The sequence below is a fragment of the Nonomuraea sp. NPDC050663 genome (assembly GCF_044456985.1).
GTDB lineage: Bacteria > Actinomycetota > Actinomycetes > Streptosporangiales > Streptosporangiaceae > Nonomuraea.
This window is the reverse complement of sequence record NZ_JBITGL010000027.1, coordinates 17,180-29,589: the sequence shown is the minus strand read 5'-3', so window position 1 is coordinate 29,589 and position 12,410 is coordinate 17,180. Positions and strand designations below refer to the sequence as shown.

The 12,410-nt window shown below is 70.0% G+C and carries 13 protein-coding genes and 1 tRNA gene; 6 read left to right on the top strand and 8 right to left on the bottom strand.

The window, feature by feature from the left end; all coding sequences use genetic code 11:
- Positions 1-18: 18 nt before the first annotated feature.
- On the bottom strand, positions 19-222 hold the full coding sequence (locus ACIBH1_RS45965) for a cold-shock protein (protein WP_181610435.1): 204 nt from the start codon (positions 220-222) through the stop codon (positions 19-21).
- A gap of 221 nt (positions 223-443) precedes the next feature.
- Between ACIBH1_RS45965 and ACIBH1_RS45960 the strand changes: the two genes are divergently transcribed.
- Positions 444-1,241 carry an HAD family hydrolase gene (locus tag ACIBH1_RS45960; protein WP_397320439.1) on the top strand — a complete coding sequence of 266 codons (798 nt, stop codon included), beginning with the start codon at positions 444-446 and terminating at the stop codon, positions 1,239-1,241.
- On the opposite strand, the gene ACIBH1_RS45955 is transcribed toward ACIBH1_RS45960, so the two are convergent.
- Together ACIBH1_RS45955 and ACIBH1_RS45950 are read right to left on the bottom strand one after the other, a co-directional pair.
- Positions 1,232-1,738 (bottom strand): bacterial proteasome activator family protein, encoded by a 507-nt coding sequence (locus ACIBH1_RS45955; RefSeq protein WP_397320438.1) that lies wholly within the window; start codon positions 1,736-1,738, stop codon positions 1,232-1,234. The genes ACIBH1_RS45960 and ACIBH1_RS45955 overlap by 10 nt on opposite strands.
- Positions 1,739-1,743: 5 nt before the next feature.
- Positions 1,744-2,691 carry an NAD(P)H-quinone oxidoreductase gene (locus tag ACIBH1_RS45950; RefSeq protein ID WP_397320437.1) on the bottom strand — a complete coding sequence of 316 codons (948 nt, stop codon included), beginning with the start codon at positions 2,689-2,691 and terminating at the stop codon, positions 1,744-1,746.
- Between the two features lie 103 nt (positions 2,692-2,794).
- Between ACIBH1_RS45950 and ACIBH1_RS45945 the strand changes: the two genes are divergently transcribed.
- Positions 2,795-4,528 (top strand): AAA family ATPase, encoded by a 1,734-nt coding sequence (locus ACIBH1_RS45945; RefSeq protein ID WP_397320436.1) that lies wholly within the window; start codon positions 2,795-2,797, stop codon positions 4,526-4,528.
- Here ACIBH1_RS45945 and ACIBH1_RS45940 read toward each other — a convergent pair.
- Positions 4,519-4,605 (bottom strand) — tRNA-Ser (locus ACIBH1_RS45940). The genes ACIBH1_RS45945 and ACIBH1_RS45940 overlap by 10 nt on opposite strands.
- Positions 4,606-4,697: 92 nt before the next feature.
- Between ACIBH1_RS45940 and ACIBH1_RS45935 the strand changes: the two genes are divergently transcribed.
- From ACIBH1_RS45935 to ACIBH1_RS45925, 3 genes are all read left to right on the top strand, one after another.
- The gene (locus ACIBH1_RS45935) at positions 4,698-5,057 is read left to right on the top strand and encodes an STAS domain-containing protein (RefSeq protein ID WP_397320435.1); all 360 of its coding nucleotides are present in this window, start codon (positions 4,698-4,700) and stop codon (positions 5,055-5,057) included.
- Between the two features lie 36 nt (positions 5,058-5,093).
- A complete protein-coding gene (locus ACIBH1_RS45930; RefSeq protein ID WP_397320434.1) occupies positions 5,094-5,708 on the top strand; it encodes a DUF998 domain-containing protein in 615 nt (204 codons plus the stop codon).
- A 129-nt stretch (positions 5,709-5,837) separates the two neighbouring features.
- The gene (locus ACIBH1_RS45925; RefSeq protein ID WP_397320433.1) at positions 5,838-6,857 is read left to right on the top strand and encodes a DUF4872 domain-containing protein; all 1,020 of its coding nucleotides are present in this window, start codon (positions 5,838-5,840) and stop codon (positions 6,855-6,857) included.
- Here the strand turns inward: ACIBH1_RS45925 and ACIBH1_RS45920 are convergent.
- From ACIBH1_RS45920 to ACIBH1_RS45905, 4 genes are read right to left on the bottom strand one after another with little or no spacing between them, the layout of a single operon-like run.
- On the bottom strand, positions 6,844-7,680 hold the full coding sequence (locus ACIBH1_RS45920) for an NUDIX hydrolase (RefSeq protein WP_397320432.1): 837 nt from the start codon (positions 7,678-7,680) through the stop codon (positions 6,844-6,846). The genes ACIBH1_RS45925 and ACIBH1_RS45920 overlap by 14 nt on opposite strands.
- Before the next feature lie 10 nt (positions 7,681-7,690).
- Positions 7,691-8,569: a hypothetical protein gene (locus ACIBH1_RS45915; protein ID WP_397320431.1), complete on the bottom strand. Its 879-nt coding sequence runs from the start codon at positions 8,567-8,569 to the stop codon at positions 7,691-7,693.
- Positions 8,560-10,491 (bottom strand): germacradienol/geosmin synthase, encoded by a 1,932-nt coding sequence (locus ACIBH1_RS45910; protein WP_397320430.1) that lies wholly within the window; start codon positions 10,489-10,491, stop codon positions 8,560-8,562. Before ACIBH1_RS45910 ends, ACIBH1_RS45915 begins: the two co-directional genes overlap by 10 nt.
- Positions 10,492-10,493: 2 nt before the next feature.
- The gene (locus ACIBH1_RS45905) at positions 10,494-11,870 is read right to left on the bottom strand and encodes a family 2B encapsulin nanocompartment shell protein (RefSeq protein WP_397320429.1); all 1,377 of its coding nucleotides are present in this window, start codon (positions 11,868-11,870) and stop codon (positions 10,494-10,496) included.
- A gap of 129 nt (positions 11,871-11,999) precedes the next feature.
- Here ACIBH1_RS45905 and ACIBH1_RS45900 point away from each other — a divergent pair, with 129 nt between their 5' ends.
- Positions 12,000-12,197, top strand: a complete 198-nt coding sequence (locus ACIBH1_RS45900; RefSeq protein ID WP_397320428.1) for a hypothetical protein — start codon at positions 12,000-12,002, stop codon at positions 12,195-12,197.
- Positions 12,198-12,410: the final 213 nt, after the last annotated feature.

The window sequence follows — 12,410 nt, the reverse complement described above, 5'->3', positions numbered from 1 at the left end:
GTCTCGGCCGATCTGAGGTCAGATGGCGCGGACTGCCGAGGCCTGCGGGCCCTTCTGGCCCTGCGTCACCTCGAACTCCACACGCTGGCCGTCCTCAAGGGAACGGTAACCGTTGCCCTGGATCTCGGAGAAGTGAACGAACACGTCCGGCGCACCGCCGTCCGGGGCGATGAAGCCGTAGCCCTTTTCGGCGTTGAACCACTTGACGGTTCCCTGAGCCATGAAGCTCTCCTCAGGATGGTGAATCCAAGGAAGCCGCACCTCGCGGCTCCCAGTGTGTCGTACAGCAAACACCCCGGGTGGCTCAGACAAAGTCGTGCTGGTTTTCACTTCGGGATCAGCTAATACAACGCCATCACATCTAACACCATTCAGGGTCGTTGGTGTTCCTGTCCCTACGAAGATTTCTGGCGGGGCACATCACAGTGCAAACTGGAACCGTCATGGAACCACCACGCCTCGTTGCCACCGACCTCGACGGAACCGCCCTGCGGACCGACGGGAGCATCTCGCCGCGCACCGCCGCCGCCTTCGCCCGCGTGGAGGAGGCCGGGGCCAAGCTGGTGTTCGTCACAGGCCGTCCACCTCGGTGGATGAGCACGGTCGCGGGAGCCGTACGGCACCGGGGTCTGGCCATCTGCGCCAATGGCGCCCTCGTCTACGACCTGCACACCGAGCGGATAGTGGAATCTCACCTGATCGACGCCGAGGTGGTCGCCGAAGTCGTCGCTCAGCTTCGAGCGAACGTTCCGGATCTGGCCTTTTCGGTTGAGTATGAAGGGGGATTTTCGCACGAGTCCGAATTTCAGCTCGGCGGCTGGGACCGCAACGCGGTCGCCGGACTGCGCGTGGGCACCTCGACCCTGACGGCCCGGCCCTGCTTCAAACTGCTCGCCCTGCATCAGCGGATGGAGCCAGACACGCTCCAGACGGCCGTCGACGAGCTCGTAGGGCATCTGGTGACCGCGACCCACTCCAGCGGGCGCGCCCTCATCGAGATGAGCGCACGAGGCGTCACCAAGGCCACGGCGCTGGCCACCCTGGCCGAACGCCACGAGATCAAGCCGGCAGAGGTGGTGGCGTTCGGCGACATGCCGAACGACCTGCCCATGCTGGGCTGGGCCGGCCGGTCGTACGCCGTGGCCAACGCCCACCCCAGTGTCTTGGCCGCGGTCGAACACGTGACCGCGGCCAACAACGACGACGGAGTCGCCCAGGTGCTCGAAGAGCTCTACAAGTAGGGCCCGGAGCCGCGGCCCTCGGGCGCCTGCTGCTGGATGCCGCCGGGCAGCGCCCGCCGCATCTGCTCCAGCTGGGCCCGCGCCGCCATCTGCTGCGCGAACAGCGTCGTCTGGATGCCGTGGAAGAGCCCCTCGAGCCAGCCCACCAGCTGAGCATGGGCGATGCGCAGCTCGGACTCGCTCGGCGGGGCGCCGGTGTCGTCGGTGAACGGCAACGACAGCCGCTCCAGCTCCTCGACCAGCTCGGGCGCCAGACCGTCCTCGAGCTCCTTGATGGAGCTCTCGTGGATCTCCTTCAGGCGCTTACGGCTCGCCTCGTCGAGGGGAGCGGCGCGCACCTCTTCGAGCAGCTGACGGATCATGCTGCCGATACGCATCACCTTGGCGGGCTGCTCGACCAGGTTGGTGATCGAACGCTCCTCGCCTTCTTCCTCGCCACTCTTGAAGTCAGGCCCAACCACCACGATGTGGGGGGTGTTGTTGTCCTCAGCGTTCATACGTCTCACCGTACTAGCAGGATCTTGCCGACGTGTTCGCCGGAATCGAGCAGGCGGTGCGCCTCGGCGGCCTGGGCCATCGGGAGCGTCGTGTGCACCACGGGCCGGACGGCTCCCGCCGACAGCAGGGGCCAGACGTTGTCGACGACGCCGCGGCAGACGGCGCCCTTCTCGTCGGCCGGGCGGGAGCGCAGGGTGGTGCCGTGGACGGCGGCGCGCTTGTTGAGCAGGGTCAGCAGGTCGAGCTCGGCCTTGATGCCGCCCTGGAGGCCGATGACGACCAGCCGGCCGCCGGTCTTGAGCGCGCGGACGTTGTCCGCCAGGTACTTGGCGCCCATGATGTCGAGGATCACGTCCGCCTTGACCTTCTCGGAGAAGTCCTCTTCGCGGTAGTTGACCACCTCGTCGGCGCCCAGCGCGCAGACGGCCGCGCCCTTGAGGTGGGAGCCGACGGTGGCGACCACGTGCGCGCCGTGGGCCTTGGCGAGCTGGACGGCCATCGTGCCGATGCCGCTGGCGCCGCCGTGCACGAGCAGCGTCTCGCCGCGGCGCAGGCGGGCGAGCATGAAGACGTTCGACCAGACGGTGCACGCCACTTCTGGCAGCCCGGCCGCATCTGTTATGGAAATGTTCTCCGGGATCGGCATCACCTGCTCCCACGGAACGGCGACGCGCTCGGCATATCCGCCCCCGCCGAGCAAGGCGCACACCTGATCACCGGGTTCGAATCCGTAACCGCCCTGAATGATCACTCCGGAGCATTCGAGACCGGGGTACTCCGGGTCTCCTGGCGGAGGATTGTAGAAACCCTGGCGCTGCATGACGTCGGCCCTGTTCACCGCCGACGCGGTCACCTCGATGAGTACTTCCCCAGGTCGGACCGTGGGTTCGGGCACCTCTCGCCACTCCAGCACCTCTGGCCCGCCGGCCTCGGTGATCACTATTGCTCTCATGCCAACCACGCTAACTTGTGGGTTGACCGCATTCATGGGAACACGGGGCGTTAATCTGCAATGTATTTGCTACCCCTTTGCACCCGTCCCGAGGGGGAACACGGTGGCAAGACACGATCGTGAAGAATCTCTAGAAGAACAGCTGGCATGGCTCGATGCCATCAAGGAGGCCGAGGACTCCACGCCCATCGCGGTGAGCGCGGTGACGATGGCGGACGACGGCTCCCTTTCGCCGTACCCGAAGGATCCATGGGGGGAGACGTCGACGCCGCCGCTGTTCCGCGCGGCCGTCGACACCGTGTACGGCCCGGCGACGTCTGAAGAGGCGCCCGCCGAGGAGGCGACCGCCAACGAGTGGCTGGATCAGGCCAAGCCCGCCGAGGACAGCTTCCTGGCGCCGCTGAAGCCGCTGCCGCGTCCCGACGACACCGACACCTCGCTGGAGCAGTCGCGCGGCCTGTTCGACGCCGGGCAGAAGAAGGAGCAGGCGGGCACGTCAGGCACGACCTGGCCGAAGCCGCCCGAGTGGCCGCAGACGAGCTTCGAGGAGCCGCGCAGGTCGGCTTTCGACGAGCCGCGCCGCTCGGCGTTCGACGAGCAGCCGGCCGCCGAGGAGCCGGAGGCCGAGCCGGCCGCGCCGGTGTTCGGCAAGGCGCGGGCGTTCGACGAGGCGCTGGAGTCGGCGACGGATCCTGGCCTGAAGCGGCCGTCCGCGCTCGACCAGCCGTCGCCGTTCGAGCAGCCGTCGCCGTTCGAGCAGCCCCACCCGTTCGAGCAGCCCCAGCCTTCCGCTTTCGAACGGCAGAAGCCCGCCTTCGAGGAGGCCTTCGTCGCTGAACCGCGTGAACCGCGGCGGCGCAGGCACATCCCCATCCCGCAGGCCACGCCTGGCGGGCCGACCGCCGACAGCCTCGACCCCGAGTCGCTGCTGCGCGGCGCCGGCCGTAGGAACGCTCCCGCGGGCGGCTGGCGGCGTCTGGTCTACAAGGCGTCGGGCGGCTGGATCCGTCCCGGAGAGTCGCCCGAGGTACGGCGGCGCCGCGAGCTGCTGGGGCGCGCCCGCACCCCGGTCGCCACGGGCCACCACCGCGTGGCCGTCCTGTCGCTCAAGGGCGGCGTGGGCAAGACCACGACCACCGTGGGGCTCGGCGCGACGCTCGCCCAGGTGCGCGGCGACCGCGTGATCGCGGTCGACGCCAACCCCGATCGTGGAACGCTCTCGGACAAGGTCGAGCTGGAGACCTCGGCGACCGTGCGCGACCTGCTCAACGAGCGTGAGCAGGTCAAGCGCTATGTCGACATCCGGGCCTTCACCACGCAGGCGCCCTCGCGGCTGGAGGTGCTCGCCTCCGACCGCGACCCGTCGATCTCCGAGGCGTTCAGCGGCACCGACTACCAGTCCGTGGCGCAGGTGCTGGAGAACTTCTACTCCATCTGCATCACCGACTGCGGCACCGGGCTGCTGCATTCGGCGATGGGCGGTGTGCTCGGCCTGGCCGATCAGATCGTGCTCGTCAGCTCCGCGTCCGTCGACGGCGCCCGCGCCGCCTCCGCGACGCTCGACTGGCTGGAGGCGCACCACTACGGCGACCTCGTTCGCGAGGCCACCGTCGTGTTGTGCAGCGTGCGGCCGCGCTCGAAGTCGGCGGTCGACATCAAGAAGCTGGAGGCGCACTTCGCCGCCAGGTGCCGGGCTGTCGTGCGCGTGCCGTACGACCCTCACCTGGAGGAAGGCGCGGAGATCGACCTGGACAGGCTGCAGGAGCAGACCCGTGAGGCCTACCTGCAGCTGGCGGCCTTTGTCGGGGACGGCTTCGCCGGGACGAGCGGAGGGTAAGGGATTCGAACCCTTGAGGCCATCGCTGACCTGGCCGCTTTCAAGGCGGCTGCACTAGTCCACTATGCGAACCCTCCAGAGGTTGCGGAAACCACGATAGCGGCCCCTGACGCGTCGCGCTGCTGAGGTGTAGCGTCAGGGCCAGGTTCCAGGCCAGGAGGCACTCCCGTTGGTCGAGCTCATGGTCGAGGTGGAGAGATCCGGTTCGACCGCGCTGGTACGCCTCATGGGCGACCTGGACAAGACGACCGTGCCCCAGCTCCAGCGGCCGGTCAGGGCGCTCATCGCCGATGGCTGCACGTCGCTGGTCATCGACACGACCGAGCTGGCGTTCTGCGACTCCAGCGGGTTGTGGCTGCTGCTGGAGACGCAGCAGCAGATCCGCCAGCAGGGCGGGGCGATGAGGCTCGAAGGGGTGCACGGGGTGTTGCGGCGCATCCTGGAGATCACGGGGCTTTCGGCGGCCTTTCCGACGGATGGGGCGGTTCCTCACAACTTGCGTGGTACGCAGCTGCCTCCCCCGGTATGACGCGCGAGGCCTCGCCTGCTCCCTACTGTCCACCGCATGAAGCAAGCAGTGATCACTGGTTCCCTCGTCGGAGCCCTGGCCTTCGCCCTCTCCGACATCGTCAACACCGGCATGAGCCCCGTCGAGGAGACGGTCAGCCGGTTCGTCAACACCGACGCCGGCTGGCTGGTCACCGTCGGTCTGCTGGGCATAGCGATGGGATCGGCGGCCCTGACCGCCATGGTCGCCCGCGCGGGCCTCAGCCGGCTGGGCACCGGCCTGCTCGCCGTCTGGTCGGCGGGCATCCTCGTGGCGGCGATCTTCCCCGCAGACCCTCCCGGCCGGTGGGACGACCCGTCGCTGTCGGAGACCGTGCACGGCCTGGCCGCGTGGGTGGCGCTCCTCGCCCTCATGATCGCCGCCATCGTGATCACCCGGGCCCTGCCGCGTGATCCCGTGCTGCTGGCTATGACCGTGGCGGTCGTGGTCGGGTTGCTGCTCTTCCTGGTCACCCTGGTCGACGCGATGGCCACGCGGTCGTTGCCCCCGCTCCTGGGGGTGACCGAGCGGATCGCGCTCGCGGCCGACCTCGGGTGGCTGGTCGTTGCCGCGGTCCGTGGCAGCGGGTACCGTCGGAGTCGGCCGTACACGCCTGCCCGACTCCGAGCCTGATCACCGGCGCCCACGTCGTCACCCGATCATGCGACCGAGGACAAGCCGTCCCTGACGCAGCGTGTGGATCCTGGGCGAGCCTGTCACCATGACCTCGCGGAGGAACGTGGGACTCCGCCGGAGGACATCATGATGACTCACGACGCCAAGCATCGAGCCCGCACGCGCGCGATCCGGTCCCGGATGGCGGAAACCGGCGAGAACTGGACCGTGGCCGCCCGCCACGTCGACGGCGACGCGGCCGCGCCGGTGCGTCACCACCACGAGTCCGCCCTGCTGCGGCGTTTCCTCGGCGGCGGCCCTTCCGAGGCGCTGCTGCTCGGGCTCGGCGGCGGCATCGGGTTCATGTACTTCGTGTTCGAGTACTCCGGTCACGCTCCCATGCTGACCATCGTCTGCCAGGCGCACCCGGAGCCGATGATCCCGCTCGCGCTCGGCCGCCTTTGCGTGCCGTACGACACGAAGCGCACGGGGTCGCCGCGGGTGGCGGAGCGCAACCTGCGGGCGGCCGTCGACGAGTACGGCGGGGCGTTGTGCAGGGTGGGGCGCCACGAGCTGCCCTGGCGGCCTTCGATGCCCTTCCCCGACCCGGTCGACGTCGCCGTGACGGGCATCACGGGTGACGTCGTGACCGTGGACGACGACACCGTCCACGAGCTCCCGCTGCCGGACTTCATGGCCGCCTGGTCGGCGGTGAAGAAGGAGAAGCACCAGCTCATCACCGTCACCGGCGAGGCTACGGGCGAGCCGATGGTCGCCGAGGCGGTCGCCGGGACGGCGGCCAAGCTCACAGGGCCGGTGATGGGCAACAATTTCGACGTCAACTTCGGGCTCTCCGGCATGCGCAAGCTCGCCGCCCAGCTGCCGTCGTGGGGCAAGCGGTGGAACGATCTCTCCGTGCCGTTGCGGCGCCTGCACGAGTGCCTGGAGCTGGAGTACACCACGCCGGGGGCGACGCGGCCGTTGTACGCCGACTTCCTCGACGAGGTGGGAGCCGAAGCCCGGCTGTATCGGGAGGCGGGTGACGTGTGGTCGGCGCTCGCCTCGGCGGCGCTCGCCGGGAAGCCGCTGGAGGAGATCGCCGCGCTGGCCGGTCAGGCCGCCGAGGTGGAGTCCGCGGCGGTGCAGGCCTTGGTCAGAGCTGGTTGAGCAGCCATTTCGGCCCCTCGATCCGCGCCCTGTCCGAAACTCTGTCGCGCAGCCCGCGATCGGCGGTCACGACCGTGACCCCCTGCCATCCGGGCACGCCCCGCACCACGTCGACGATCATGTCGTCGCCGCTCGCCTGAGCGGCGACGACCTCGATGCCGGGCACCGGTTCCACCCCGCGGGCCGCTCCCTCCACGACCGCCACGATCCGCGGGAACCACTGATCGAGCACCGGGTGCCGTAGCCGGGCGGCGGCGACCTCGGTCAGCAGCCGGGAGGCCGCCCCCGCCCGGTCCCTCCACCATCCGTGCTCGGCGCGCGCGCCCACGATGTTGGCCACGTCGAGCACCAGCGTCTGCGGCGCCAGAACGTCCTGGATCGTCACCCACGTGTGGGCGAAACCGGGATGCAGCCGCTTGCCCGTCACCTCGCCGAGAGGGATCCACCGCAGCGCCGTGCTCTCGGCGTTGGCCGGGCGCGCGTCGATGAGCCCGCCCGACTCGGCGATCACCGTGTCGAAGGTCCACCCGCCGTGGTCGTCGAGGTAGACGCCGCTGACCCGCAGATCGTGCTTGTCGAGCGCCGCCTCCTCGCGCGCCTCGCGCATGGCCGTGGCGATGGGGTCCTCGTGGCTGTCGCGGGCCCCGCCGGGCAACCCCCAGGTGCCGCCGTGGTGGCTCCACAGAGCCCGCTTCTGCATCAGGATGTACGGCACGCCGGCGGCGTCGTGGTGGACGACGAGGAGTCCCGAGGCGCCGTGCACCCCCCAGTGGGTGTGCCCCTGCGCGCACGTGGCCCAGCCGTCACCGTCACTCGCTGCCATGGTCACCAGGCTAGAGCTGAACCCCGTCGAGAGCGCAGACGGCGTTCGGGATCAGTACGGCCACCGAGAAGTAGTCGCTGACCAGGTAGCTGGTGACCGCCCGGTCGTCCGTGCCCAGCTTGTGGATCTTCAGCCCGCCCTCGGGACGCAGCCCCACGATGCCCTGGCGCTTCTCGCCCGGCCGCACGACCAGGATCGACGTGGTCTGGTCGGCGGCGACGGGAAGTTTGTCGCAGGGCAGCAGCGGCAGCCCGCGCCAGCTCAGCAGCCGCTGACCGTCGAGCTCGGCGGTGCCGGGGACGATCCCGTGGCGGTTGCACTGCCGGGCGAACGCGGCGATCGCCCGAGGGTGGGCCAGCAGGTAGCGCGGGCGGGTCTGCTTGCAGATCAGCGCGTCCAGGTCGCTGGGCGCGGGCGGGCCCGTCCTGGCGCTCACCCGGTGGCGCGGCGGGGGCGCGTGGAGCAGGCCGAACGCCGGGTTGTTGATCAGCTCGTGCTCGCGCCGCTCCCGCAGGGCCTCCTCGGTGAGCCTGAGCTGCTGGCCGTACTGGTCCATCGGGTCGCTGTAGAGGTCCTCGACGCGGTTGTGGACGCGCATCACGGTCTGGGCGACCGACAGCTCGTACTCACGCGGCGGCGAGCCGTACTCGATGTACATGCCCGGCAGGGCGGGCTCGCCGTGGTGGCCCGCCGACACGATCACGCCGGGCTGGCTGCTGCCGTGGCGGGCGATCGTGCGGCGGACCGTGCTGGTGCGCCGGTAGACACCGCCGGGGACCTCGGCCCACGACATGATCCGCAGCAGCCAGCCAGGTGTGGCCGACGCGTTGACGGGCGGGGTCTTCGTCGTCGTGGCCAGGTTCCGCGCGGCCGTGGTGCTCAGAGCCATGCCTTCACCCCTCTCGTGCCCAGCCCGGTCGGACCTGCCGGCAGGCGGGGCGCCCGGCTCCAGTTCTGCTCCCCGGCCAGCCAGGCGAGCATGGCCGGGGCGTAGCGGGGCGAACCTGGCGCCAGCCGGTCGAACTGCGCCAGGCGAGCCGCGCGCAGGTCGCCCACGATGGCCGCCGCGCCCGGCGGCTCGCACTCCAAGAGCCGCTGTACGGCCAGCACGCCGTTGTTGTGGTCGGCCCGATGGAAGGCGGCCAGGTCACGCTGGGAGGTGGCCGCGTCGGCGAAACAGTCGGCCAGGTCGCCCGTGGGACGCTCGTCCTGGGGCAGCGCCATGCCGAACTGCAGCAGGTCCAGGAGCATCCCGGTGCCCTCGCCCCGCCGTACGACCAGGTAGTCGACCGCGTCGGGCACGCGCTGCCTGACGCTGTTGGCCAGCTCCCACTCCCGGGCGGCGACCAGGTCGGCGAAGTGGACCGCCACCTGCTCGCGCGCCTCGAACGCGGTGCGCCTCCACAGGTCGGCCAGGGCCCGCTCGAAGGGGTTGACCGGCTCGGGCGGGGCGGGATCGAGGAACCGGGGGAGCCGGTCCAGGAAGGCCCGGCCGCCGATCAGGTCATGCCGCGACTTGTAGCCCTCCAGGTGGGCGTCGAGTTCGGCCAGCAGGACCTGCCACTGGGCGACCAGCTCCAGGCGCTCGCGCGGGGCGTCAGGCAGGCTCGCCGCCGTGCGCTGGACGGCGTCGGGGTTGGGCGGCAGGCCCATCCGCCGCGCCCAGCCGGCCGCCGCGATGCGGGCGGCCGACGCGTGCGGGCTGGTCCTGGCCTGGAGCGTCACCTCCGGCGGGCGCAAGCCGTACGGCCGGTGATCGAGCGGACGATGACCCGCCCACAGGCGGGCGGCCGACGTGCCGAGCCCCGTCGGATACCGCCAGATCGGCACGTAGGGGTCGGCGCCGCGGGTGCCCTCGTTCATGTACCGGCTCGACCGCAGGTGCCACTCGTGCGAGCCCGCGTTGATGTCCTGCAGCCGGCACGCCAGCCTGGCCACCTGCTCACGCTCCGCCAGCTCGGGCACCTCGGTGAGCAGCGTGCTCTCGAACTGCAGCAGCCGCGAGGTCAGCAGGTCGTTGGCGGTGTCCGCCGCATCCTGGGGCGTGAGCCCGAGGAAGTCACGGAGCACCAGCACGAAGTTGTGGACCTCGCCCTCCACCTCGACCTCGCGCTGGTAGGAGAAGACGTCGTTGAGCAGCACCTGCGCGTCGGTGAAGGTGTCGCGCAGCACCTGCACCGGCCGCGACGACACCGTATCGGGCGCCAGGTGCAGCTTGTCGACCTGCTCCACCAGCGTCGCCACCCAGCGGCCCGCGCTGACGCCGCGCTTGCGCTCCAGGTAGTCGATCGGGTTCGGCACCCGCCCGGCCCTGAGGTTCTCCAGCTCCCAGAAGGCGTCGCCGAGCTGGGCGAACGTCTCGTCGGCGAACCGGCGCCGCCAGTCGGCGCCGGTGCCCGGCGCCGTGCGCGCCCACAGGTCCGCCAGCGCCGCCTGCACCGGGTCCTCCGGCTCCGGTACGGCATCGCCGAGGTCGACGGGCATGAAGGCCCGCGCCTTCGCGATCCACGCCTCGGCCCCTTCGGCGTCCCCGTGCTGCTTGTAGTGCTCCAGGAACCAGTCGTCGAAGAAGAACCCCCAGACGTACCAGTCGGTGATCAGCTCCAGCGATTCCTGGTCGGCGTCGGGGAAACAGTAGGCCGCGAACAGCGCCAGATCGATGGAGTCCAGCGTGGCCGCGTCCCAGACCGCCGCGTCGATCAGCCCGAGCTCGGCGGCCCACGTCCTGGCGTGCGCGCGGGCCGCCTCGACGTGCGGATTGACCCTCGGCGGCCACGGCCGGTAGAAGTCCGGCAGCTCGAAGGGGCGCACCGTCAGTGGCCCAGCTCGACGTTCTCCAGCACGCCCAGCGCGTCCGGCACCAGCACGGCCGCGCTGTAGTAGGCGCTGACCAGGTAGGACATGATCGCCTGCTCGTTGATGCCCATGAAGCGCACGTTGAGCCCGGGCTCGTACTCATCGGGCAGCCCCGTCTGGTGCAGGCCCACCACGCCCTGGACGGCCTCGCCGGTGCGCATCAGGACGACCGACGACATGCCGGAGTCGCTGATCGGGATCTTGTTGCAGGTCAGGATCGGGACACCCCGCCACGCGGGCACCTCGCGGCCGAGCAGCTCCACGGTCGACGGGTAGAGCCCGGCCTTGTTGCACTCGCGGCCGAACGCGGCGATCGTGTGCGGGTGGGCCAGGAAGACGCTCGGCTCCTTCCACACCACCGCCAGCAGGTCGTCCATGTCGTCGGGAGTGGGCGGTCCCGTGCGGGTCGAGATGCGCTGGCCGTACTCCGCGTTGTGCAGCAGGCCGAAGTCGCGGTTGTTGATGATCTCGTGCTCCTGGCGCTCGCGCAGCGCCTCGACGGTCAGGCGGAGCTGCTGCTCGACCTGGTTCATCGGCTCGTTGTAGAGATCGGCGACGCGGGTGTGCACCCGCAGCACGGTCTGGGCGACCGACAACTCGTACTCACGCGGGCTCGTCTCGTAGGCGACGTAGGTGCTCGGCAGCACCGGCTCGCCCATGTGGCCCGACGCCATCTCGATCACCGCCTCGCCGGAGGCGTCGGTCGCCGGGGCGTCGGCGTCGAGGAACGACCGCAGATGCCGCTGCAGCCCGTCGGCCGCGCTCGCGATCAGGGCGAAGTCGCGCCTGCAGAGCGTGAGCAGCACGCAGGGGGTGACCGCCTGGAAACCGAACTCCCACACCCCGTGCTCGTCGAGCAGCGCCTGCTCGCCGAAGTAGGCGCCGTCCGACAGGATGCCCAGCGAGACCGGGTCCCCGTACTTCCCGGTGCCCAGCCGGTCGATCTTGCCGTGGGCGAGGATGAAGAAGCGGTCGACCTCCTGCTCCGGCTGGACGATCATGTCGCCCGGCCCGTACTCCACCTGGTGCATGCGCTCGGCCAGCGCCGCGAGCACGTCCTCGTCGGCGTAGCCGCGCAGGATCGGCAGCTCGCCGAGCTCCTGCGGGATCACCCGCACGGTCGCGCCCGTCTTGACGCACTCGATGCGGCCGTTGCCCACCGTGTAGCTGAGCCGCCGGTTGACCCGGTAGGTGCCGCCCGAAACCTCCACCCACGGCAGGGCCTTCAGCAGCCAGCGCGAGGAGATGCCCTGCATCTGCGGGACGGACTTGGTGGTGGTGGCGAGGTTCCGCGCCGCGGCTGTGCTGAGACTGGAAAGGTTCTGTTCTGTCATGAGGCTTCACCCTCGTGACCATGACGCGGGCCTTCTGAGCAGATGGGCAAGCCTTTGATGACAGTTGTCATCTCCAGCCGATGATTGGGGCGACTGGGGGCGGGGGCTCAAGATTGCGAAGATCTATGCATGACGCAGAACGACCCCACCGAGCCGAACCCCACCTGCGCCGCCTTCCCGGCCATGATCGGCAGCGGGATCGCGATCGGGGTGGCGTTCGGGCTCCTCCTCGACAACCTGGCGCTGGGCATCGGCATCGGCATGGCGATCGGTGCCGCCCTCGGCTCCCTGTCGGTCACGATCGCACGGAAGCGGCAGCAGGACTGACGGAGTTGTCAGTCGTCGCAGGGTGCCAGGCTTCTTGCGATGGTCCAGAGCGCCACAAAGGCGGTCGAGACTTCTCCGAAGAGAGGGGCCATCTACACCTCCGCAACAGGAGTGGCTTCGTCAGCCGGCCCTAACCCGACGCCGGGTCAATGAGAAATTGTCTCCACGACATAGATACCGCCCACAGCGCGGTGATACCAGTTGTCCGGGCTG

What these genes read in the sequence shown, in the direction of transcription:
- ACIBH1_RS45915 (WP_397320431.1), bottom strand. Translation starts at nt 8,569, where the DNA reads ATGGCTCTGAGCACCACGGCCGCGCGGAACCTGGCCACGACGACGAAG.
- ACIBH1_RS45900 (WP_397320428.1), top strand. Translation starts at nt 12,000, where the DNA reads ATGACGCAGAACGACCCCACCGAGCCGAACCCCACCTGCGCCGCCTTC.
- ACIBH1_RS45950 (WP_397320437.1), bottom strand. Translation starts at nt 2,691, where the DNA reads ATGAGAGCAATAGTGATCACCGAGGCCGGCGGGCCAGAGGTGCTGGAG.
- ACIBH1_RS45905 (WP_397320429.1), bottom strand. Translation starts at nt 11,870, where the DNA reads ATGACAGAACAGAACCTTTCCAGTCTCAGCACAGCCGCGGCGCGGAAC.
- ACIBH1_RS45920 (WP_397320432.1), bottom strand. Translation starts at nt 7,680, where the DNA reads ATGGCAGCGAGTGACGGTGACGGCTGGGCCACGTGCGCGCAGGGGCAC.
- ACIBH1_RS45930 (WP_397320434.1), top strand. Translation starts at nt 5,094, where the DNA reads ATGAAGCAAGCAGTGATCACTGGTTCCCTCGTCGGAGCCCTGGCCTTC.
- ACIBH1_RS45955 (WP_397320438.1), bottom strand. Translation starts at nt 1,738, where the DNA reads ATGAACGCTGAGGACAACAACACCCCCCACATCGTGGTGGTTGGGCCT.
- ACIBH1_RS45960 (WP_397320439.1), top strand. Translation starts at nt 444, where the DNA reads ATGGAACCACCACGCCTCGTTGCCACCGACCTCGACGGAACCGCCCTG.
- ACIBH1_RS45965 (WP_181610435.1), bottom strand. Translation starts at nt 222, where the DNA reads ATGGCTCAGGGAACCGTCAAGTGGTTCAACGCCGAAAAGGGCTACGGC.
- ACIBH1_RS45925 (WP_397320433.1), top strand. Translation starts at nt 5,838, where the DNA reads ATGATGACTCACGACGCCAAGCATCGAGCCCGCACGCGCGCGATCCGG.